The 20,606-nt window shown below is 66.5% G+C and carries 22 protein-coding genes and 1 other RNA gene; 13 read left to right on the top strand and 10 right to left on the bottom strand.

The window, feature by feature from the left end:
- Positions 1–16: 16 nt before the first annotated feature.
- Positions 17–469: a MarR family winged helix-turn-helix transcriptional regulator gene (locus ACXDF8_RS19860; protein WP_457224998.1), complete on the bottom strand. Its 453-nt coding sequence runs from the start codon at positions 467–469 to the stop codon at positions 17–19.
- 94 nt (positions 470–563) lie between these two features.
- Between ACXDF8_RS19860 and ACXDF8_RS19855 the strand changes: the two genes are divergently transcribed.
- Complete coding sequence (locus ACXDF8_RS19855) at positions 564–1,418, top strand: oxidoreductase (protein ID WP_457224997.1); 855 nt, start codon at positions 564–566, stop codon at positions 1,416–1,418.
- A gap of 28 nt (positions 1,419–1,446) precedes the next feature.
- On the opposite strand, the gene ACXDF8_RS19850 is transcribed toward ACXDF8_RS19855, so the two are convergent.
- From ACXDF8_RS19850 to hisN, 3 genes are all read right to left on the bottom strand, one after another.
- Positions 1,447–2,661: an acyl-CoA dehydrogenase family protein gene (locus ACXDF8_RS19850; protein ID WP_457224996.1), complete on the bottom strand. Its 1,215-nt coding sequence runs from the start codon at positions 2,659–2,661 to the stop codon at positions 1,447–1,449.
- A 44-nt stretch (positions 2,662–2,705) separates the two neighbouring features.
- Positions 2,706–4,100, bottom strand: coding sequence for an acyl-CoA dehydrogenase family protein (locus ACXDF8_RS19845; protein ID WP_457224995.1), 1,395 nt, complete (start codon positions 4,098–4,100; stop codon positions 2,706–2,708).
- A 90-nt stretch (positions 4,101–4,190) separates the two neighbouring features.
- Positions 4,191–4,982: a histidinol-phosphatase gene (hisN, locus tag ACXDF8_RS19840; RefSeq protein WP_457224994.1), complete on the bottom strand. Its 792-nt coding sequence runs from the start codon at positions 4,980–4,982 to the stop codon at positions 4,191–4,193.
- A 24-nt stretch (positions 4,983–5,006) separates the two neighbouring features.
- On the opposite strand from hisN, the gene ACXDF8_RS19835 reads away from it, so the two are divergent.
- Entirely contained in the window at positions 5,007–5,345 is a 339-nt protein-coding gene (locus tag ACXDF8_RS19835) for a hypothetical protein (RefSeq protein ID WP_457224993.1), read from the top strand.
- A 15-nt stretch (positions 5,346–5,360) separates the two neighbouring features.
- Here the strand turns inward: ACXDF8_RS19835 and ACXDF8_RS19830 are convergent, their stop codons facing one another.
- A complete protein-coding gene (locus ACXDF8_RS19830) occupies positions 5,361–5,912 on the bottom strand; it encodes a TetR/AcrR family transcriptional regulator (RefSeq protein WP_457224992.1) in 552 nt (183 codons plus the stop codon).
- A gap of 96 nt (positions 5,913–6,008) precedes the next feature.
- Between ACXDF8_RS19830 and ACXDF8_RS19825 the strand changes: the two genes are divergently transcribed.
- On the top strand, positions 6,009–7,208 hold the full coding sequence (locus ACXDF8_RS19825) for an MFS transporter (protein WP_457224991.1): 1,200 nt from the start codon (positions 6,009–6,011) through the stop codon (positions 7,206–7,208).
- 2 nt (positions 7,209–7,210) lie between these two features.
- Here ACXDF8_RS19825 and ACXDF8_RS19820 read toward each other — a convergent pair whose 3' ends face one another.
- On the bottom strand, positions 7,211–8,578 hold the full coding sequence (locus ACXDF8_RS19820; protein ID WP_457224990.1) for an FAD-dependent oxidoreductase: 1,368 nt from the start codon (positions 8,576–8,578) through the stop codon (positions 7,211–7,213).
- A gap of 196 nt (positions 8,579–8,774) precedes the next feature.
- Here ACXDF8_RS19820 and prfB point away from each other — a divergent pair, with 196 nt between their 5' ends.
- Genes prfB through ACXDF8_RS19785 form a run of 7 tightly spaced genes read left to right on the top strand, consistent with a single transcriptional unit; the run spans position 8,775 to position 14,300 of the window.
- Positions 8,775–9,890, top strand: coding sequence for a peptide chain release factor 2 (prfB, locus tag ACXDF8_RS19815; protein ID WP_457224989.1), 1,116 nt, complete (start codon positions 8,775–8,777; stop codon positions 9,888–9,890).
- Positions 9,880–10,845, top strand: a complete 966-nt coding sequence (locus tag ACXDF8_RS19810) for a mechanosensitive ion channel family protein (protein ID WP_457224988.1) — start codon at positions 9,880–9,882, stop codon at positions 10,843–10,845. Before prfB ends, ACXDF8_RS19810 begins: the two co-directional genes overlap by 11 nt.
- Positions 10,842–11,318, top strand: a complete 477-nt coding sequence (locus ACXDF8_RS19805; protein ID WP_457224987.1) for an Rv3103c family proline-rich protein — start codon at positions 10,842–10,844, stop codon at positions 11,316–11,318. Before ACXDF8_RS19810 ends, ACXDF8_RS19805 begins: the two co-directional genes overlap by 4 nt.
- Positions 11,319–11,366: 48 nt before the next feature.
- Entirely contained in the window at positions 11,367–12,056 is a 690-nt protein-coding gene (ftsE, locus tag ACXDF8_RS19800) for a cell division ATP-binding protein FtsE (RefSeq protein ID WP_457225113.1), read from the top strand.
- On the top strand, positions 12,056–12,949 hold the full coding sequence (gene ftsX, locus ACXDF8_RS19795) for a permease-like cell division protein FtsX (protein ID WP_457224986.1): 894 nt from the start codon (positions 12,056–12,058) through the stop codon (positions 12,947–12,949). The genes ftsE and ftsX overlap by 1 nt, the downstream gene beginning before the upstream one ends.
- Positions 12,950–12,951: 2 nt before the next feature.
- The gene (smpB, locus tag ACXDF8_RS19790; protein ID WP_457224985.1) at positions 12,952–13,458 is read left to right on the top strand and encodes an SsrA-binding protein SmpB; all 507 of its coding nucleotides are present in this window, start codon (positions 12,952–12,954) and stop codon (positions 13,456–13,458) included.
- A complete protein-coding gene (locus ACXDF8_RS19785) occupies positions 13,455–14,300 on the top strand; it encodes an EamA family transporter (RefSeq protein WP_457225112.1) in 846 nt (281 codons plus the stop codon). The genes smpB and ACXDF8_RS19785 overlap by 4 nt, the downstream gene beginning before the upstream one ends.
- 6 nt (positions 14,301–14,306) lie before the next feature.
- Here ACXDF8_RS19785 and ACXDF8_RS19780 read toward each other — a convergent pair whose 3' ends face one another.
- The 3 genes from ACXDF8_RS19780 to ACXDF8_RS19770 are packed head-to-tail and all read right to left on the bottom strand — an operon-like array spanning position 14,307 to position 17,159.
- Positions 14,307–15,488 carry a sulfotransferase family protein gene (locus ACXDF8_RS19780; protein ID WP_457224984.1) on the bottom strand — a complete coding sequence of 394 codons (1,182 nt, stop codon included), beginning with the start codon at positions 15,486–15,488 and terminating at the stop codon, positions 14,307–14,309.
- A complete protein-coding gene (locus ACXDF8_RS19775; protein WP_457224983.1) occupies positions 15,485–16,561 on the bottom strand; it encodes a DUF1214 domain-containing protein in 1,077 nt (358 codons plus the stop codon). Before ACXDF8_RS19775 ends, ACXDF8_RS19780 begins: the two co-directional genes overlap by 4 nt.
- Positions 16,551–17,159, bottom strand: coding sequence for a TetR family transcriptional regulator (locus ACXDF8_RS19770; protein WP_457224982.1), 609 nt, complete (start codon positions 17,157–17,159; stop codon positions 16,551–16,553). The genes ACXDF8_RS19775 and ACXDF8_RS19770 overlap by 11 nt, the downstream gene beginning before the upstream one ends.
- 175 nt (positions 17,160–17,334) lie before the next feature.
- Here ACXDF8_RS19770 and ssrA point away from each other — a divergent pair.
- The 3 genes from ssrA to ACXDF8_RS19755 all read left to right on the top strand — a co-directional run bounded on the left by ssrA (position 17,335) and on the right by ACXDF8_RS19755 (position 19,327).
- Positions 17,335–17,703, top strand: a transfer-messenger RNA (tmRNA) gene (gene ssrA / locus ACXDF8_RS19765).
- Between the two features lie 86 nt (positions 17,704–17,789).
- On the top strand, positions 17,790–18,920 hold the full coding sequence (locus ACXDF8_RS19760; RefSeq protein WP_457224981.1) for a tyrosine-type recombinase/integrase: 1,131 nt from the start codon (positions 17,790–17,792) through the stop codon (positions 18,918–18,920).
- Positions 18,921–19,039: 119 nt separating this feature from the next.
- The gene (locus ACXDF8_RS19755; RefSeq protein WP_457224980.1) at positions 19,040–19,327 is read left to right on the top strand and encodes a helix-turn-helix domain-containing protein; all 288 of its coding nucleotides are present in this window, start codon (positions 19,040–19,042) and stop codon (positions 19,325–19,327) included.
- An 80-nt stretch (positions 19,328–19,407) separates the two neighbouring features.
- Here ACXDF8_RS19755 and ACXDF8_RS19750 read toward each other — a convergent pair.
- Positions 19,408–20,552 (bottom strand): IS3 family transposase gene (locus ACXDF8_RS19750; protein WP_457221679.1). Its coding sequence is split into 2 segments (ribosomal slippage): positions 19,408–20,285 and positions 20,285–20,552, totalling 1,146 coding nucleotides; the frame shifts between segments, so codons are not numbered across the junction.
- Between the last annotated feature and the right edge of the window lie 54 nt (positions 20,553–20,606).

Raw genomic sequence — 20,606 nt, 5'->3', positions numbered from 1 at the left:
GTTTGGGGGTTGTGGCTCAGTCGCCGACCGAATCGGCGAGCCGGTTGAGAAGATCGGTGAGCTGGGCCTGCTCCTTGGCGGACAGTCCCGCCAACACCTCCTGCGCCGCCGCGGTATAGGCCTCTCCCCAGCTGTCGGCGTGACGGCGACCGGCCGCGGTGGTCTGCAGCAGCGTCACCCGCCGGTCGGAGTCGTCGGCGCATCGTTCCACCAGTCCCTCGCGGACCAAGGCTTCGATCAGGGTGGAGGCGGTCCCCTGGGTGATGCCGACGGTCCTGGCGAGGTCGGTGAGGCGGACCGGACCGCAGCGGTTCACTTCGAACAGCACCTTCGAGCGCGGAGTGGACACCCCGTGGTCGCCGAGGCGCTCGTCGAGCGCGCGGACCAGTGTCTTGCCGGCCCGCCCGAATGCGTCGGCGAGTTGCGCGGCCCGGTCGGCGCCGGGTGTTGGGTGCGGAATGTGGCTCACCTCCTCGGGGTTGACAGGGAGCGTACCGCGCCCGCAATATAGTTTGAGATCAAACAATTTGATGTCAACTTATTTGGGGAATGGAGCATCGTTTATGCCACGCTTTCCGCTTGCGGGCTTCGACGTCCACCGTGTCGGATTCGGTGCCATGCAACTGCCCGGCCCCGGCGTCTTCGGGCCTCCCCGTGACCGTGATCAGGCGTTGGCCGTGCTGCGCAGGGCGGTCGATCGCGGCGTCGATCACATCGACACCGCCCAGTTCTACGGTCCCGACGTCGCCAACGAACTCATCCGCGAGGCGCTGCACCCGTACCCCGAGAACCTCGCTCTGGTCAGCAAGGTCGGTGCCAGGCGGGACGGCGCGGGCGCATGGTTGCCGGACGCCGAACCGCACCGACTGCGCGCCGGTATCGAGGAGAACCTTCGCGCCCTGGGCACCGACCGGCTGGCGGCGGTCAACCTGCGGCTGATGGACGACGGCGAGACCAACCAGCTGTTCACCGACCAGCTCGGCGTGATGATCACTGCCCGCGACGAGGGGCTGATCAACGGTATCGGGCTGAGCAACGTCAATCACGAACAGCTGCTGCATGCCCTGGACCTCACCGACATCGCCTGCGTGCAGAACCCGTTCAACCTCGTCGACCGTTCGTCACAGGCGGTGCTCGACGAGTGCATCGCCCGCGACATCGCGTTCGTGCCGTTCTTCCCGCTCGGTTCGGCTTTCCACGAGGTGAATCCGGTTCTGTCGCACCATGTCATCCAACGGGCCGCCGAGCAACTGGGGAGAACCCCAGCCCAGATCGCGCTCGCCTGGACGCTCGGCGTGGCCGACAACGTGCTACTGATCCCGGGCACGTCCTCGTTGGCCCACCTGGAGGAAAACCTCGCCGTGGCAGACATCCAACTCGGTGCGGAGACCCAGCGCGAGCTGACCGCCGCGGCCTGACGACCGTGGCCTGACGACAGTGGCCTGACTACTTCAGCTCGGTGGACGACAAGCCCAACAGTCGGCGCGCCACCACCAACTGCTGGATCTGCTGGGTACCTTCGAAGATGTCCAGGATCTTCGAGTCGCGGGCCCACTTCTCCAGCAGCGTCTGCTCGGAATACCCGGTGGTGCCGGCCATTTCGACGGACTTGAGGGTGACGTCGCTGGCCACTCTGGCGGCCTTGGCCTTACCCATCGACGCCTCTTTGGAGTTGGGAATCCCGTTGTCGGCCTGCCATGCCGAGCGCACGGTCAGCAGATAGCCGGCTTCCCAGTCGGCCTCCATCCGCAGGAACTCCGCGGCTGCCGCGCTCTGGGCGTGGGCCGGCTTGTCGTAGTCGATCTGCACACCGGCGTCGATCAGGATCTGGCGCAGTTCCTCCAAAGCGGCCCGGGCCACGCCGACGGCCATGGCCGCTACGATCGGGCGGGTGTTGTCGAAGGTCTCCATGACCCCGGCGAAGCCCTTCTCGACCTCGATCTCGGGGCTGCCGAGCAGGTTCTCCTTCGGGATGCGGGCATTGTCGAAGCGGATCGCCGCGGTGTCGGAGGCCTTGATGCCCAGTTTGTGTTCCAGCCGCTCGACCGTGACGCCGGGATGGTCGCGCGGCACGATGAACGACTTGATAGCGGCACGGCCCTTAGACTTGTCCAGCGTCGCCCACACCACGATGTGAGTGGCGCGCGAGCCGGCGGTGACGTAGATCTTCTCGCCGTTGATCACGTACTCGTCGCCGTCGAGAACCGCAGTGGTGGACACCGCTGCAGAGTCCGACCCGAACGAGGGCTCGGTGATGGCCATGGCGGCCCACACGTTCTTGCCCAACCGCTGGAGTTGTTCGTCGGTGGCAACCCCGGAGATCGCGGCGTTGCCCAGTCCCTGACGGGGCACCGACAGCAGCAGCGCGATGTCCCCCCAGGAGATCTCGAGGGCGTTGAGCAACGCTGACATGTTGCCGCCGTTGATGTTTCCCTTGGGTCCGCTTTCGCTGTCGCGGAAAGCCTCCGTGCCGGCGAAGGAGATGGTGTTGGCTTCGGAGATCCCCTCGAACAGGGTGGCCAGGGTGTCGAGCTCGACGGGGTAGGCGTGCTCGTCGAGATCGTACTTGCGCGAGATGGGGCGCAACATCTCCGCTGCGCCTTGGTGAGCCTTCTCGATCACGGCTTCCAGCTTGCGCGGCATTTCGAGATTGATTGCCATGACAGTGTTTTCCGTTCGTTGACCGGTAGCGTTCGGGAAAGGACTCAGAGAACGACGACACCCTCGGCGACGCCGATAGCGCGCAGATCGCGATACCAGCGTTCGACCGGGTGTTCCTTGGTGTAGCCGTGACCGCCGAGCAACTGGACGCCGTCGAGGCCGATCTGCATGCCCTTGTCGGTGCCGAGTTTCTTGGCCAGGGCGGCCTCCCGCGCGAACGGCAGCCCCTGCTCGGCGCGGGCGGCGCCGCGCCAGGTGATCAGCCGAAGCCCGTCGAGCTCGATGGCGATGTTGGCGCACATGAACGCCACCGCCTGGCGGCGGGCGATGGGTTCGCCGAACGCTTCCCGGTCCTTCACGTAGGGAATGACGTAGTCCAGCACCGCATGTGAGGTTCCCACGGCCAACGCCGCCCAGCCCAGCCGGGACAGCGCGATGGCCTCCGAGTAGGACCGGGCGTAGTCGGCTTCGTCGGCGCCGCCGCCGCCGAGGCGCGCCGACAGCGGCACCGACACCTTGTCCAACTCGACTCGGCCCAGTGCGGCGGCGCGGATGCCCATGCTCGGGTCGGGGGTCACTGACAGCCCCGCGGTGGCCGATTCGACGATGAACAGCGTCGGCTTTCCGTTCAATTGTGCTGCGATGATGAATAATTCGGCGTCTGCGGCGGCGGGCACCAGCGACTTGACTCCGTCGAGCCGGTAGCCGCTGGGCGTGCGCACCGCGGTGGTCTTCAGTGCGGTCGGATCGAACAGGGCGTGCGGCTCGGCGATGGCCACGCAGGCCTGCGGCACCCGGTCGCCGGCGAACTCCGCCAGATAGGTGGCCTGCTGATCCGCGCTGCCCCAGTGGGTCAGCGCGGACGCCACCCCGCCGGGCGCCAGGATCGGCAGCGCCAGCCCCATGTCGCCGTAGGCCATGGCCTCGGCGACCAGTGCGTTGGTCACCGTGCTGCGATGTTCGGCGATGCCGTCGAAATCCTCGGGCACGTTGATCGCGGTGATGCCGAGTTCGGCCGCTTTGGCGATCAGATCCGGGGGATAGGCGGCCGCGTCGTCGGCGTCGTGGGCAGCCGGACGAAGAATCTCCGCGGCGAACTCGTTGACCGTCTCGACGATCATCTTCTGGTCGTCGTCGGGGGTGAGATCGAAGTAGTCGGCGCCGCTGGGTCGCAGGCGAGTCGGTGCTTTACCCAGGCCCTGGATCTTCTTGAACTGCCGGGTCGCCGCCCCTGCGGTCGAGAATGCTTGCTTGACACCATATTTCAGGCCCCGGTTCATCGGGTCGCGCAGGCCGTAGCGGTCCAGGAACTCCTGACCGATCAGCGGTGTGATGATCGCCAGGCCGATGTCGGTGGCCGAGCGCCGGTGTTTGTACTGTCCGACCGCGCTGTCACGGGCACGCGGGTTGGTGGACTTGGGCGGAAGGGTGTTGGTCATTGGCAGCCTCGGCGACGGTGGGCGGTGCTGAACAGAACTCCTGAACGCTATCTTACTCCAGAGTAAGGTGAGCCCGGTCTGTTAGGTGGTTCACACGCCCAGGCGGCTCAGCACGGCGTCGTGCAGCAGGCCGTTGGTGGCCACCGCGCTGCCGCCGTGTGGGCCCGGATCGCCGGCCAGGTTGGTGAAGGTGCCGCCGGCCTCGCGCACCAGAATGTCCAGCGCCGCGAGGTCCCAGAGCTTGACCTCGGGCTCGGCGGCGGCGTCGACGGCGCCCTCGGCGACCAGGCAGTACGAGTAGAAGTCGCCGTATCCCCGCACCCGCCACACCGCGTCGGTCAGCTCGATGAACGCCTCGCGCCGGCCGAGGTCGGCCCATCCGGACAGGCTGGAGAACGACAGGCTGGCCGAGTCCAGCGCCGCCACCCCCGAGACCGCGAGGTTGCGCGGCGCCCCGCCGCCGACGGAGCCGAACGCTCCGAGACCGCGCCCGGCCCACCAGCGGCGGTTCAGGGCGGGCGCGCTCACGACGCCGACCACCGGTACGCCGTCCTCGAGCAGGGCGATCAGACTCGCCCAGACCGGAACGCCGCGGACGAAGTTCTTGGTGCCGTCGATCGGGTCGATGACCCACTGGCGGCCTTCGAACACCGCGGTGCCGCCGTACTCCTCGCCCAGTACCGCATCCTCGGGTCGCTCGCGGGCGAGGATCTCCCGCACGGCGGCCTCGACGGCCTCGTCGGCGTCGGTCACCGGGGTCAGGTCGGGCTTGGTGTCGACCCGCAGATCCAGCGCGCCGAATCGGTCTGAGGTGATCGCGTCGGCCCGCTCGGCGAGGTCCAACGCCACTGCGAGGTCTGCTTGTACGCCATGGCCGCTCATGCCAGCAGTCCTACCATGGGCGTCATGTGGGAATTCGCGGTGCTGCTGTTGATCGTCGGTGCGTTGGTCCTCGTGCTGGGCCCGCGGCTGAGGCGCCGCGGCCCGCGCGGCGAGATGGCCCAGGGCACCCTGCTGGTCACGGGGGTCAGCCCGCGCCCGGACGTCCCCGGCGAGCAGTACGTCACTATCAGCGGCGTCATCACCGGCCCCACGGTCGTCGAGCATGTGGTGTACCAACGGATGGCCGTCGACGTGGACAGCTGGCCGACGATGGGTCAGCTCATCCCCGTCGTCTATTCGCCGAAGAATCCGGACAACTGGTACTTCGCCCCGCCGGAGCAGCCGACCCCCGACCTGCATTAGGGCGACTGTTCCGAGTCAGGGCAGGGGCGCGTCGAGGCGGCGGCCGACGAGTCGGTCGATGACCGCCAGCAGGCCCTCGTCGAGCTCGGTGCGGATGTGCTGGCCGCCGAGGGCGCTGGACAGGGCGTTGTGGTAGAGGCCGTCGCCGATGAGCTTGATCGCGCGGGCGATGTCCCGATCGCCGATCGCCTCGTGCAGGACGCTGAGCCACTGATCGGAGATCAGCTCAATGGCGGCGCGTGCCCGCGGGTCGCCGGCCTGTTGGAGCCGCGCCACCGCGACCAGCGTGCGGTCCAATTGGGTGTCGGCGTAGTGCGAGGTGCGGATGTAATGCCGGGCCGGACCGTCGGGAGCATTGCGCATTTCGTCGATGTCGTCGGCGGCCAATGCGACCAGCCGATCGCACAACGCTTCGGCCAGGTTGTCCTTGCTGGGGAAGTGGTAGAGCAGGCCGCCCTTGGACACGCCGGCCCGGGTCGCGACCGCCTCCAGGGTGGCGTGGCGTTCCCCGTCGACGGCGAGCGCCTCGGCGTAGGCGTCGAGAATGCGCTCGCGCGAGGTCGTCATCGCCCCGAGTTTATTCGCTAGTTATTCGCTTTCGGCCTGTACCGTCCGGACGGTACAGTGATGGGGCGTGATTGATCTAGTAAGGAAGTGATAACGGTGCGCGCCTACATCGAGCTCGTTCGGGTGCCGGGCGTGGTCAATGTGACCGCCTCGCAGCTGTTCGCGCGTCTACCCCTGGGCATGCTGTCGCTCGCGATCCTGCTGCATGTGCAGGCGCGAACCGGTTCCTACGCCGTCGCCGGAGCGGTCGTGGCCTGTACGAGCATCGGCGAAGCGCTGGCCATGCCCATGACCGCGCGCCTACTTGGCCGCCTGGGCATGGTCACCACGCTGGTGTCGGCTGCGGTGGTCAACGGCGTGAGCATGGTGGCGCTGGCGCTCCTCCACGTGCCCGCCGGACTGCTGATGGTTCTGGGCTTCGCCATCGGGGCCTCGGTCCCGCCGCTGCTGCCCGCGGTGCGGACCCTCTACCCCCAGATGGTGCCCGGCGACGGGCTGCGGGCGCTGTTCGCGCTCGACACCACCGCGCAGGAGCTGATCTGGGTGGTCGGGCCCGTCGCCGCGACCTTCCTCGCCTCGACGATCTCCACCGCCATCCCCCTGATCTTCTCCGCGGCGGTCACCGTCGCGGGAACCGCCTGGTTCCTGACCAGTGCCCGTAACTTCCGGCCCCAGATGGTCCGCAGCGCGGTGGCGTTCGGCAAGGTACTGGCCAACCGCGCGGTCATCCTGGCCATGATCGTCAGCCTCGCGCTGGTGGCGTCGTTCATGGCGCTGGAGGTCGGTGTGCTGGCGCTGTACGGCAACCACAACCTGTCGGCGGGCATCGCGCTGGGCGTGGCCAGTCTCGGGTCACTGGTCGGCGGAGTGGTGTTCGGTCACCGCCGGTTGGGCGTGCGCGGACTGGCGGCTGCGATGACCGTGGTCGCCGCGGGCACGCTGGTCTTCGGGTTGGTCGACGGTTTTGCCCTGCAGCTGGCGGCGCTGTTCGCCTCCGGTCTGGGCTTCGCCCCGGCGCTGGCCGCGATCTATGTAATGGTGTCGCGCGAGACCGACCAGGACTCGACAGCCGAGGCCTTCGGCTGGTTGAACAGTGGTGCGCTGGCCGGTGGTGCGGTCGGAACGGCGCTCGGCGGCGTGGTCGCCGACGCGCACGGCCCGTTCGCGGTGGTTGCCGTCGCGGCACTGCTGGCGCTGCTGGCCGCCGGGGCTCCGCTGGTCGCCCGCTCGATCGGTCCGGTCAGCGGTCTGTCCGTCGAGCCCGAGTGCCCCGAATCGGTGGGTGCGAAGGTCTGAGGTCAGCCGTGGCCGATGCGCAACAGCTCGGCCACGTTGGCAATCTTCACCCGCGGGCGGCCGTGCGGTTCGCCGGCCGTGCGCTCGTAGGCGTCGATCAGCTGCCAGTGGTCGTCGGTGACCAGCAGCGGCTGATGGTCCACCAGCCACCTGACCAACTCGTCGGGGTAGTCCGGCGCAAGGTCGGGCAGCTGGGCCTCCTGCAGATCGGCCAGCAGGGTGTCGACGGTGTCCTGGGAGTCCTTCTTGTTGGTGCCGATGATCCCCGACGGCCCGCGCTTGATCCAGCCCACGACGTACTCCTTGGCGCGGCCGGCGACCCGGCCCGCCGAATGCGGGATGGTCCCGGAGCTCTCGTCGAACGGCAGGCCGGGCACCGGTACACCGCGGTAACCGACTGCACGGACCACCAGCTGCACCGGCAGCGTCTCGCGCTCACCGGTGTCCTTGGCGACGACTCGTCCGCTCTCGTCGGACACCAGCTCGTTGCGGCCGAGGACCATCTCCTCGACCCGCTCAGTCCCGCGGATCTCGATCGGGGAGGTGCGGAATCGGAACACGATGCGGCGGTGCCCCGGGGTGTGATCGCGGTGCGCATAGTCGCGCAGCACTTTGATGTTGCCCTTGGTGATCTTGCCCGCCGCCTCGGCGTCCTCGTCGCTGATGTCGGTCAAGTCGGCCGGGTCCACCACGATGTCGACGCCCTCCAGCTCACCGAGCTCGCGCAGTTCGAGGGTGGTGAAGGTGGACTGCAGCGGGCCGCGACGCCCGAGCAGCACCACCTCGTCGACACCGCGGTCGTGCAGTGATTGCAGGGCGTGGTCGGCGATGTCTGTGTTGGCCAGGACGGTCGGATCGGTGACCAGGATGCGGGCGACGTCGAGAGCGACGTTGCCGTTGCCGACGACGACGGCGCGGCCGCTGGTGATGTCCGGAGCCATGTCCTCGAAGTGTGGGTGAGCGTTGTACCAGCCGACGAAGTCGACGGCGGCCACACTGCCCGCCAGTTCCTCGCCGGGGATGTGCAGCGCCCGGTCGGACTGTGCACCCACGGCGTAGATCACCGCGTCGTAGCGGTCGGCCAGCTCGTCGGCCCGCACGTCCTCGCCGACGGTCAGGTTGCCGAAGAAACGGAACCGCGGGTCGTTCGAGGTCTTCTCGAATGTCTTGGAGACCGACTTGATCTTCGGGTGATCCGGAGCAACGCCGGAGCGGACCAGACCCCAAGGGGTGGGCAACATCTCGAGCATGTCGACCCGCACGTCGGGGCCGCCCGCGGTGACCGACGTATCGGCGAACTTCAGCAGCGCCGCCGCCGCGAAATATCCGGAGGGGCCTGCACCAACGATCGCGACATAGTAAGGACGCATTCTCGAGCTTTCTCATCAGCCCGGCTGCGCGCGATGGGCTGCTCGCCGCAGTCGAGACGCGCCGCGGCGGAGGATCGCGCGGCACACACCCTAGGTACGAAAGTGATGTTAAACGCGGAACCTGGTTATGCACCCCAGAACTCCCAGGAGCTGCCGCGGATCACACCGCATCGCGGCGCCGGTACCCTGAGAACCCGTGGACCTCGACCGTCAATCTGATATCGCCGCCCTGGACACCACCCTCACCACGGTGGAGCGGGTGCTCGACATCGATGGTCTGCGCGCCAAGATCGACAAGCTCGAGCACGAGGCGGCCGATCCCAACTTGTGGGACGACCAGAGTCACGCCCAACGGGTCACCAGCGAGCTGTCGCACGCCCAGGGTGAACTGCGCCGCGTGGAAGGCCTGCGGCAGCGACTCGACGACCTGCCCGTGCTCTACGAGATGGCCGACGAGGAAGAGGGCAACGCCGCTGAGGAGGCGCGCGCCGAGGCCGACGCCGAACTGAAGTCGCTGCAGACCGACATCGAGACGCTTGAAGTGCGCACGCTGCTGTCCGGCGAGTACGACGAGCGAGAAGCCCTGGTGACCATCCGGTCCGGGGCCGGCGGTGTGGACGCCGCGGACTGGGCCGAGATGCTGATGCGGATGTACATCCGCTGGGCCGAGCAGCACCACTACGGCGTCGAGGTCTTCGACACGTCCTACGCCGAGGAAGCCGGCATCAAGAGCGCCACGTTCGCCGTCCACGCGCCCTACGCCTACGGCACGCTGTCGGTCGAGCAGGGCACCCACCGGCTGGTGCGGATCAGCCCGTTCGACAACCAGAACCGGCGCCAGACGTCGTTCGCCGACGTCGAGGTGCTGCCGGTCACCGAAACCACCGACCACATCGACATCCCCGAGCAGGACGTGCGGGTCGACGTCTACCGCTCCAGCGGCCCCGGCGGCCAGTCGGTGAACACCACCGACTCGGCGGTCCGCCTCACGCACATTCCCACCGGCATCGTCGTCACCTGCCAGAACGAGAAGTCGCAGCTGCAGAACAAGGTCTCGGCGATGCGCGTGCTTCAGGCCAAGCTGCTGGAACGCAAGCGACAGGAGGAGCGCGCCGAGATGGATGCGCTCAAGGGTGACGGCGGAAGCTCCTGGGGCAACCAGATGCGCTCCTACGTGCTGCACCCCTACCAAATGGTCAAGGATCTGCGGACCGAGTACGAGGTCGGCAATCCTTCGGCGGTCCTGGACGGGGACATCGACGGATTCCTGGAGGCGGGGATCCGATGGCGCAACCGGCGCGATGACGACTAATCTCCTGGCCTTCGGCCTGCTCGAGCACTGGACCGGCTTCTGGCAGGGCCAGTACGGCGTGTGGATCGTCACCAGGGGTGTGCGGATCGCGTTGCTGCTGATCGGTGGTCTGCTGGGAGCACGGTTCATCTCGTGGCTTGCCAGGCGGATCACGCACAGGATCGACGCCCAGTATCAGCAGACCGACCAGATCGTGCGCACCGAGAGCGCCAAGCATCAGCAGGCCGTGGCGTCGGTGGTGTCCTGGGTGTCCATCGCGCTGTTGTTCGTGATGGTCGTCGTCGAGATCGGTGACGTGTTGTCGATTCCGGTCAGTTCGCTGGCGGCCCCGGCGGCGGTATTGGGTGCCGCGCTCGGCTTCGGTGCGCAGAACCTGGTGAAGGATCTGCTGGCGGGGTTTTTCATCATTACCGAGCGCCAGTACGGCTTCGGTGACCTGGTCCAGCTGAGCATGGTCGGGGCGCCCAACGATTCTTTGGGCACCGTCGAGGAGGTCACCTTGCGGGTGACCAAACTGAGAACCCCCGAAGGGGAGATGTACACCGTCCCCAACGGCAACATCGTCAGGTCCCTGAACTTGTCCAAGGACTGGGCGCGCGCGGTCGTCGACGTGCCGGTACCGACCTCAGCGGACCTCAACCGGGTCAACGACCTGTTGCAGAAAGTCTGCAGCGATGCCATGGAGGACGACGGTCTGCGCAAGCTGCTGCTCGACAAGCCGGCGTTGATGGGCGTGGAGAGCCTCGAGGTCGACACGGTCAACCTGCGTATCGTGGCGCGCACGTTGCCCGGTAAGCAGTTCGACGTCGGCCGGCGGCTGCGTGTGATGGTGATCGCCGCGCTGGCTCAGGCTGGCATCACCTCACCGGCGGAAAGAACACCCACCCTGGGCACGATGACACCGTCGGGGACGAGCGACGAGGTGGCCGCGCGAGGTCAGGAAACACAGCGATGAGCGATTCGCCACGTAAGGGCAAGCGCGACGACCACGTGTGGCCGAAGTATCTGCCCGGCGGCTGGGTCCGGACATCGACGGTCGCGCTGGCGGTGGCGTTCGTGGCGCTGTTCGTGATCTACCAGAACTACGAACCCCCGGCTACGCAGCAGGCGCCGGCGACCCAGGTGGTGCCACCGGGCTTCATCCCGGACCCGTCCTACACCTGGGTGCCGCGCACCGATGTACGCCGCACCCTGACGACGACACCGACGACGACCACCACCACGACGACGACCGAAACGACGCCGCCGACCGACACGACGTCACCGACCGAGCCGAGTCCCACCGAAACTCCGCCGACATCCCCGACTTCGCCGACGTCCCCGACCACCACGGAGCCGCCCGTCCCCGGCCTTCCGGCACCCACCCCGACGCCGTCTCCAGCGCCGGGGCAAGGGCCCATGTCGACCCCTGCCGCGCCGACGCTGTAACCGGCCGACCGGGCCGCCGGGCCCGGACGGCTACACTGGCGTGCCGTGATGATCACCCTTGACCATGTCTCCAAGCAGTACAAGTCGTCGGCTAGGCCAGCCCTCGACAATGTCAGCGTCAAGATCGGCAAGGGTGAGTTCGTCTTCCTCATCGGTCCGTCGGGTTCGGGCAAGTCGACCTTCATGCGGCTGCTGCTCGCCGAGGAGACGCCCACCTCCGGCGAAATCCAGGTTTCGAAGTTCCACGTCAACAAATTGTCCGGCCGGCACATCCCCAAGCTGCGGCAGGTGATCGGCTGTGTGTTCCAGGACTTCCGGCTGCTGCAGCAGAAGTCGGTGTTCGAGAATGTCGCCTTCGCCTTGGAGGTGATCGGCAAGAAGCCCGACACCATCAACCGGGTGGTACCCGAGGTGCTCGAGATGGTGGGCTTGTCCGGCAAAGCCAACCGGCTGCCCGGCGAGCTGTCCGGCGGCGAGCAGCAGCGCGTCGCGATCGCGCGGGCGTTCGTCAACCGTCCGCTGGTGCTGCTGGCCGACGAGCCCACCGGAAACCTCGACCCAGAGACCAGTAAGGACATCATGGATCTGCTCGAACGGATCAACCGGACGGGCACCACCGTGTTGATGGCCACCCACGACCACCACATCGTCGACTCCATGCGGCAGCGTGTGGTGGAGCTGTCCTTGGGCAGACTCGTCCGCGACGAGCAGCGTGGTGTCTACGGAATGGATCGATAGTGCGCTTCGGCTTCCTGCTCAACGAGGTCTACACCGGACTTCGCCGCAACGTCACCATGACGGTGGCGATGATCCTGACTACGGCGATCTCCATCGGTCTGTTCGGGGGCGGGCTGCTGGTGGTGCGGCTCGCCGACCACTCCCGCGACATCTATCTCGATCGCGTCGAGACCCAGGTGTTCCTCACCAACGACCTCTCGGCCAACGACCCGACGTGTGACGCCGACCAGTGCAAGGCGTTGCGCGCCAAGATCGAGGCGCGCAACGACGTGAAGTCGGTGCGGTTCCTGGATCGCGACGACGCCTACAACGACGCGATCCGCAAGTTCCCCCAGTACAAGGATGTCGCGAGCAAGGACTCCTTCCCGGCGTCGTTCATCGTCAAGCTCGACAATCCCGAGCAGCACAAGGATTTCGACGCCGCGATGCAGGGGCAGCCGGGTGTGCTAAACGTGCTCAACCAGAAGGAGCTGATCGACCGGCTCTTCGCGGTGCTCGACGGGCTGTCCAGTGCGGCGTTCGCAGTGGCGGTGGTGCAGGCGATCGGTGCGGTCCTGTTGATCGCCAACATGGTTCAAGTCGCGGCATACACCAGACGAACCGAGATCGGCATCATGCGGATGGTGGGCGCCACGCGGTGGTACACCCAGCTGCCCTTCCTGCTGGAGGCGGTGCTGGCAGCGACGATCGGTGTGGTGATCGCGATCGTGGGGCTGATCGTGGTGCGGGCGGCGTTCCTGGAGAACGCGCTCAACCAGTTCTACCAAGCCAACCTGATCGCCAGGATCGACTACGCCGACATTCTCTACATCTCACCGATCATGTTCGCCGTCGGCGTGTTGATGGCCGGTGTCACAGGCTATGTGACGCTGCGCCTATACGTGCGGAGGTAGCCGTGGCCAAGAAGCTGCCGGCCAGCAAGGCAGGTGATGTCAAGGGCGGTAAGAAGGTCGTGGCCACCAACCGCAAGGCGCGTCACAACTATTCGATCCTCGACACCTACGAGGCCGGGGTGGTGCTGCAGGGCACCGAGGTCAAGAGCCTGCGCGAGGGTCATGCCTCGCTGGCCGACGCCTTCGCGACCGTCGACGACGGCGAGATCTGGCTGCGCAACCTGCACATCCCCGAATATCACCACGGCACCTGGACCAACCATGCGCCGCGACGCAACCGCAAGCTGTTGTTGCACCGCAGCCAGATCGACACGCTGGTGGGCAAGATCCGCGACGGCAACCTGACCCTGGTGCCACTGTCGCTGTACTTCACCGACGGCAGAGTCAAGGTGGAGTTGGCGCTGGCGCGCGGTAAGCAGGCGCACGACAAGCGCCAAGATCTGGCGCGCCGTGACGCCGAGCGCGAGGTGATCCGAGAACTCGGCCGCCGGGCCAAGGGCATCTCCTGATCGGGGTTCTGCTCGCGCTGACTTCCGCCGTCGGTTACGGCATCAGTGATTTCGTCGGCGGAATCGCGTCCCGGCGAGTGGCCGCGCTGCGGGTGGTGCTGGTCTCCTATCCGGTGGCGATGGTCCTGCTCGGGATCTTGGCGGCCGTCGTCGGGGGAACGGTCACCACGCCCGCGGTGGTGTGGGGCCTGCTGTGCGGAGTGAGCCAGGCCTTCGGGGTGTGGTGGTTCTACGCTGCGCTTGGTTCGGGCCCGATCTCGGTGGTCTCGCCGCTGACCGCGGTGCTGGTGGCCGCGGTTCCGGTCAGCGTGGGGTTGGCGCTGGGTGAGCGGCCCGGGGTGCTCGCCGGGGTCGGGACGGTGCTGGCTCTGCTGGCCGTCGTGCTGGTAAGCCGGGAGGCCACTGACCAGGACAGCCGTCCGCACCGCTTCACGGCGTCTGTCGCGTGGCTGACGATCGGTTCGGGTCTGGCCTTCGGGCTGAACTTCGTGCTGATCCACCAGGCACCGGTCGACGCTCGGCTGTGGCCGCTGTTCTTCGCGCGGCTCTCGGCGACCGCGATCGTGCTCGCGGTGGCGGCCGGTTCCGGCAATTTCCGTGCACCGCGCGGCTTTCCGTTGAAGCTGGCGTTGGCGGCCGCGCTGTTGGATACCGGCGCCAACGTGGCGATGCTGCTGGCGTTGCAGGCCTCGATGCTCTCGCTGGCCAGTGTGCTCATGTCGCTCTATCCGGCGGCCACGGTGCTGCTGGCGATCGTGGTGCTGCGCGAGCGGGTCACCCGCTGGCAGGTCGTCGGCATGGTGCTGGCGCTGACCGCCGTCGCGATGATCTCGCTGCGCTGACCGCGCTCAGCGCAGCGGTTCGGTGGGCACGTCGTAGCGCTGCTGATAGGCGCGCACCTTCTCGCGCAACTCGGCGGAGTCGAGTCCGGTGTCGGCCCACCGATAGCGGCTTCCGCCGCCGTCCCCGGGGTTGGCCGAAAGATGTTCGCGCATCCGCTGTTCGGCGACCGGGGTGAGATCCCGGCCGATCCGCTCGTAGACGGTCCTGATGGTGGCGAACGGGTCGGCCATGAAGTCGGCGAACCGGACATCGATGATGCGGTCCTCGGCGATCACCCCGTCGTCGACCATCCTCATCCCGCGCTCCAGGCCGAGCAGCATCTCGGCGCTGCACTGCCCGGCGGTGCGGCGCACGGATGCCCCGTCGCTGGCGAGCTTCTGCAGATGCGCCATCAGAGCGCTGATCGAGGAGATCACCACCAGCGGGTCGCGGTGGGTCTGCACCAGGATCGCGTCGGGGTACTCGGCGATGAGCGTGTCCAGCTGCCACAGGTGCGCCGGGGTCTTGAGCAGCCACTGCCCGGGCACCCCGGACTGCAGGTGCTGCAAGTACCTGCGGTGGTAGCGGTAAGCCGCACTGTGGTCGGCCTCGTGCATCAGCCAGTGCGCGTAATTGGGCAGCCGATACTGCGTGCTGTAGATCATGCTGCAGAACGTCCCGGCGGTGATCCGCACACATTCCTGGCCGAGCCGCGCGCCCATCGGATGCCACTTCATGAATCCGGGCATCAGCTGCTCGACCATTTCCAGCTGGGCTTGGATCTCCTCGATCCGCGGGTCGGTCTGGTAGGTGTCGGGTTGCGGGACGGGGAAGGGGCGGTCCACCTCCCACGTCAATGGCGCCCGCAGATCGGGATCCTGGGTGAGCAGGTCGTAGAGGATCGTGGTCCCGGTGCGGGGCTGACCCATGATGACGATCGGTGCTTCGATCCGTTCGCCGGCGACCTCGGGGTGGGCGGCGCGCCATGCGGTGATCTGCAGCCGGTTTCGCAGTGGGACGACGATGTCGCCGGCGGCGATCTCGACGCCCAGTGGCGACAGGTCCGCCTCGGCGACCAGGTCGTCGACCAGCCGGTCGAGGTTCTCGCGCCAGCCGTCGTCTTCGCCGAAGTTGTCACTGCCGGCCAATTCGCAGGCCTGCTCGATCAGCGTCTCCGGGTCCAACCGGGCGGCGATAGCACTGGTCATCGCTGAGTCTTCCTGTCCTGCAGACGAACTGTGACGTCGGGGGCGTTCGGGTTGTCCAGCCACCGGACGATGACGAAGCCCCGCTCCCGTCCGCCGGTGTCCAGCCAGTAGCCGGTGTCGTCGTCCTCGGCGCCGATGCTCAGCCGGACGTAGCCGTCGGCGTCCGGGGTGATGCCCTTGTTGGTCACCGAACTGGTTGTGGTCAGCGGCTCGAGGCATTCATGCCAGATGCTCTCCAGTGTGACCGACCAATACCGGGTTTCGGGTGGGCGGAACTGCAGGTGCAGGTTCTGGTGCGGCTCGAGCGAGAACATGCCGAGCATGTAGAGGTTGTCCGGGGTGGTGTTCTCGCCGCCGAGATTCTCCGCGCCGGAGGTGATCAGAATGTTGGGCGTCTCCAGCAGGTCGGGCCGCACGGTGCGGTGCAAAGTGGTCAGCTTGACGATCGTCCATCCCATCGCGGTCAGTTGCGCGGCCAGCTGATCGTCGGTCAGCGGCACCGGTGGGGGCGCCTGGCCGATCCGTGAAATGTTCAGCTGGGCAGCGGTTTCCGTGGTGGGGTCGGCAATGTAGTCGCGCACCACGATCGACGTGGCGTCCGCAGGGATCTGCACCCACTGTGCGCCGGCCAGATCGGCGGGGCGATCGGCGGCGAAGACGATGTCGAAGCGGCCGTCGGCGTCCAGGATGAGGTCACGGTCGGACAGGTAGTCGCTCATCCGGCGCGGGTTCATTCCGGTGCCGGCCAGCACCTGCAACCCCAGATAGGTCGACGTGCCGCGGCTTCCGGTGACCCGGTAGGCGCGGTCGGCACTGATCATGGCCAGCGGGTAGGAACCGTGCGGGTTGGGGCCGCCGACGAAGCGGAACGGGGTGCTCATGTCGACGAAGTGCGGATGGTCGGGATCGGAGTCGACGGACAGTTCGGTGCACAGCGCGCTGACCCGGTTGAGCACTCGCAGACCCTCGAGCAGCTCACGCTCGTCACGGGCGTCGGCGGTGATCTGCGCGGTCAGGTCGTCGAGCACCGTGCGGACGAAGGCCCACGCCTCCAGGGACTTCTCACCACTCATCGGGACCTCGTTCGTTGATCGGGCGGACAACCACTGCGTTGACGGCGCGGGAGATGCGGTCAGCCAGCGAGCCGCCGTCGCGCAGCCAGTCGTCGATGCTGATGCGGACCGCCGCCATCGCCAGCGCGCCGATCAGCCGGGGACGCGGGTCGTCGACGCCCAGGCCGGGCAGCCGAGCGGCGATGGACTCGGCGATCGCGGTCTCGAAGTTCAGGTAGCACAGCAGCGTCCAGGCCCGCAGGCTCAGCGACTCGCGAGTGCGCAGTTCGATCTCGGCGATCTGATTGCCGACGACATCGAAGTCGGCGGCGAGTTCACTGAACGCGGCGGTCAATGCCGCGGTGGGGGACAGCTGCGGTGGTTGGCGGCGCAGCGCGTCGGTGATCGCCGCGGTCCACGTCGACGTGAAGCCCTCGGCGACGGCGTACTCCTTGGATTCGAAGTAGCGGAAGAACGTGGCGCGCGCGATATCGGCCTCTTCGGCGATCCGGTCGGCGGTGGTGGCCGCCAGGCCGTCACGCATGACCAGATGGGCGGCCGCGGTGGCGATGCGTTCGCGGGTCCGCTGCCGCTTGCGAACCCGCAGGCCGTCAGACATCGGCTCAGAATAGACAGAGTCTCATTTTCTCCGCGCCGAAACCGACAAACGGCGGGAGAAGTCCCAGGAGAAGGCCGTCGCAACGTCGATCTCGACGCGGGAATTAATGCACTTCAGTTCGCGGTTATACATCGCGTAGCATGGTTCGTCTGGCCGGAGTTCGGCCAGGGTGCGAGGGGCTGAACGGTTTCGACTTCGCGCATCGAATCAAGGGAAGCGTGCCGGTGCAGGCAAATGACCACCGTAAGCGTCGTTGCAACCAATTAAGCGCCGATTCTCATCAGCGCGACTACGCACTCGCTGCCTAAGCGACTGCGTGTCTGTCAGACCGGGAGCGCCCTCGGCCCGGACCCTGGCATCAGCTAGAGGGACCCACCTACGGGTTCGGTCGCGGGACCCGTAGGGACATCAAACAGCGACTGGGATCGTCATCCTGACTTGTTCGCGTGAGCAGGAGATCCAAGTAGAGACATAGCGAACTGCGCACGGAGAAGCCTTGAGGGAATGCCGTAGGACCCGGGTTCAATTCCCGGCAGCTCCACCTGTGAAGGCCCTGGTCAGAGAAATATTCTCTGATTGGGGCGTTTCTATATCCACACTGCCATCCACATTTCGTTAGTATCCACGCCTATGGCATCGCTCCGGCCGGGCACCCGCAAAGACGGCAGCACATACACGCAGGTCCGCTATCGGCTGAACGGCAAGGAGACGTCAACCTCGTTCGACGACGCTGCTCGGGCCGTCGAGTTCAAACGGATGTGCGATCAGCTAGGCCCGGCCAAGGCGCTGGAGGTATTGGAGTCGACAGACGCGAGCGCCCGTCACTACACGCTCGGCGCCTGGCTTAACCATTACCTCGACCACAAGACCGGCGTCGAGAAGTCGACCATTTACGACTATCGCAAGGTCGTCGAGAAAGACATCGCGCCGGTGCTCGCCGCGATTCCGCTCGCGGCGCTGACGGCTGAAGACGTCGCCAAGTGGGTGCGGTGGCTCGCCGACGAGCGGGGCCTCGCCGAAAAGACGATCCGGAACAAGCACGGATTCTTGTCCTCGGCGCTCAACGTTGCGGCGAGCGCCGGGCATATCAAGTCCAACCCGGCGGTGGGTGGCGCCGGGCTCGTCGCTGTCCCGCGTACCGAGCGGGCCGAAATGGTGTTTCTCACGAGAGAGCAGTACTCGAAGCTGCACGACAACATTGCCCTGCGTTGGCAACCACTCGTGGAGTTCTTGGTCGCCAGCGGCGCGCGCTGGGGCGAGGTCACCGCACTGCGCCCCTCCGACGTCAACCGGGACGACTGCACGGTGCGTATCTCTCGCGCATGGAAACGCACGTACGAGAGTGGCGGCTACGCGCTCGGCGCCCCCAAAACCAACCGCTCCCGTCGCACGATCAACGTCGACCCCGCCGTGCTCGACAAGCTTGACTATTCCGGTGAGTGGCTGTTCGCCAATACCCGCGGCGCCCCGGTGCGCGGCCACAACTTTCACGAGAACCATTGGCAGCCCGCGATCAAGCGGTCGGGCCTTGACGTGAAGCCCCGCATTCACGATCTGCGGCACACGTGCGCGAGCTGGTTGATCGCTGCTGGTGTCCCGCTGCCCGCCATTCAGCAGCACCTCGGGCATGAGTCGATTCAGGTCACTGTCGGCGTGTACGGACATCTGGACCGTTCGCACGGCAAGGCGGTCGCCGCCGCGATTGCCGCTCAGCTCGACCCCGGCCGGGACGGGACACACAACGTGACGCCGAAGTGTTGATACCTCAACGGCTTTAATGCTTTGAGACGTCATTTGGGGCACCATGGCGCCATTTTGAGTAACTGCTGACGTAGCGTTCGCGTTGCTTCACCTACAACTACATACCGGGAGACACTGCCATGACGCTTGCCGCCCCTATCATCGCCACTTACTCGCTCGACGAGGTGGTCGCCGCTATTAACGCCCCATCCGTGCGGTGGCTGCAAGAGCAGATCCGCGCGGGCCGCGTTCCCGCCCGCAAATTCGGGCGGCAATGGCGCATGACGAATGCGGACGTAGACGCGATGCTTGAATCCTTACGCAACATCAATACCGATCCGGCCAAATCGGCTTCGCGTGCATCAACTAACGCTCTTGGTCTGACGCCGCGGTCCCATCGGCGTGTGTCACGCCGCGTAACGCATTGAGCCGCGGACACCCAGCCGTGCTGGCGAGTCCCCGATTCTGAGTCCACCCGGTTCTTGAGTCGGGGTGGTGTGATCCAGTTTCAGTTGATGTTGCAGTCCATCGGGGTGTGGGTGCAGCTGCAGACGGCAGCGTACTCGGCCGGGGTGCGGTAGCCCAGGGCCGAGTGGCGGTGCCGGTAGTTGTGTTCGTGCTTGAAGTCGCCGATGACCACGCGGGCTTCGAGCAGGGTGTTCCAGTGGTTGCGGTTGAGGCACTCCTTGCGTAGTCGGTTGTTGAACGATTCGATGTGTCCGTTGTTCCATGGCGCTCCTGGCGGGATATACGACATACCAGTCCGACCGTCACAGAACTGCTGCAGCGCTTGGGAAATGAACTCCGGACCGTTGTCCATCCGCAGCACCTTCGGCGGCCCACCCGCTGCGGCGAACACGTTGGCGAGATCGGCGACGAGTCGGTCGGCGGTGATCGACCGCTCAACGATGTGCAGCAGTGAGACGCGGGTGTGCTCGTCGATCATCGAGGCGATCTTGATGGCCTTGCCGTCGACGGTGGAATCGAACTGGAAGTCGATCGCCCACACCACGTTCGGGGCATCGGCCTCGATCGATGGGATCGACGACACCCCGGCCCGCTTGCGCGGACTGTGCACCCGCACCTGCAGCCCTTCCTCGCGCCACAGCCGGTGGATCTTCTTCAAATTGACCTCACGGCGCTCGTCGTAGCGCAACGCCGCCCAGGCACGGCGGAACCCATGGCATGGGTTCTTCGTCGCGTACGTGCGCAGCCAGGCCCGCATCTCGGCATCGGGATCGGCGGGGGTCTGCGACAACGGCAGGCGACGGCAGGTGGAGCGGGGCAGCCCAACGGCTTTGCACGCCAACCGTTCCGACATGCCCATCATGGAGGTGAGCATGCCGACGGCGCGGCGCTTGGCAGCTGGGCCTAAAATTTTCCCTTTGCGACCTCCCGCAAGGCGTCTTTGACCAGCTCGGCCTCGGCCAGTAATCGCTTCAGTCGGGCGTTCTGTTCGCGCAATTCCTTGAGTTCCTTGGCGGCATCGGTGTCCATCCCGCCGTAGGCGCGACGCCAGTTGTACAACGTCGCCGCAGACACCTCGAGTTCGGCTGCGATTTCCTCGCCGGTCTTGCCTTCGGCGGCCAGTTCGTCCGCACGGCGCAGTTTGCGCACGATGTCTTCTGCGGAGTTCCGCTTCCGACCAGCCATACGTTCATCGTCCCTTCTCGCCCACCATCGGGCTACAGGACTCTAGAACTTGCT

It is taken from the genome of Mycolicibacterium sp. CBM1 (assembly GCF_054073305.1).
The sequence above is the reverse complement of the archived record's forward strand: the minus strand, read 5'-3'. Positions and strand labels throughout refer to the sequence as shown.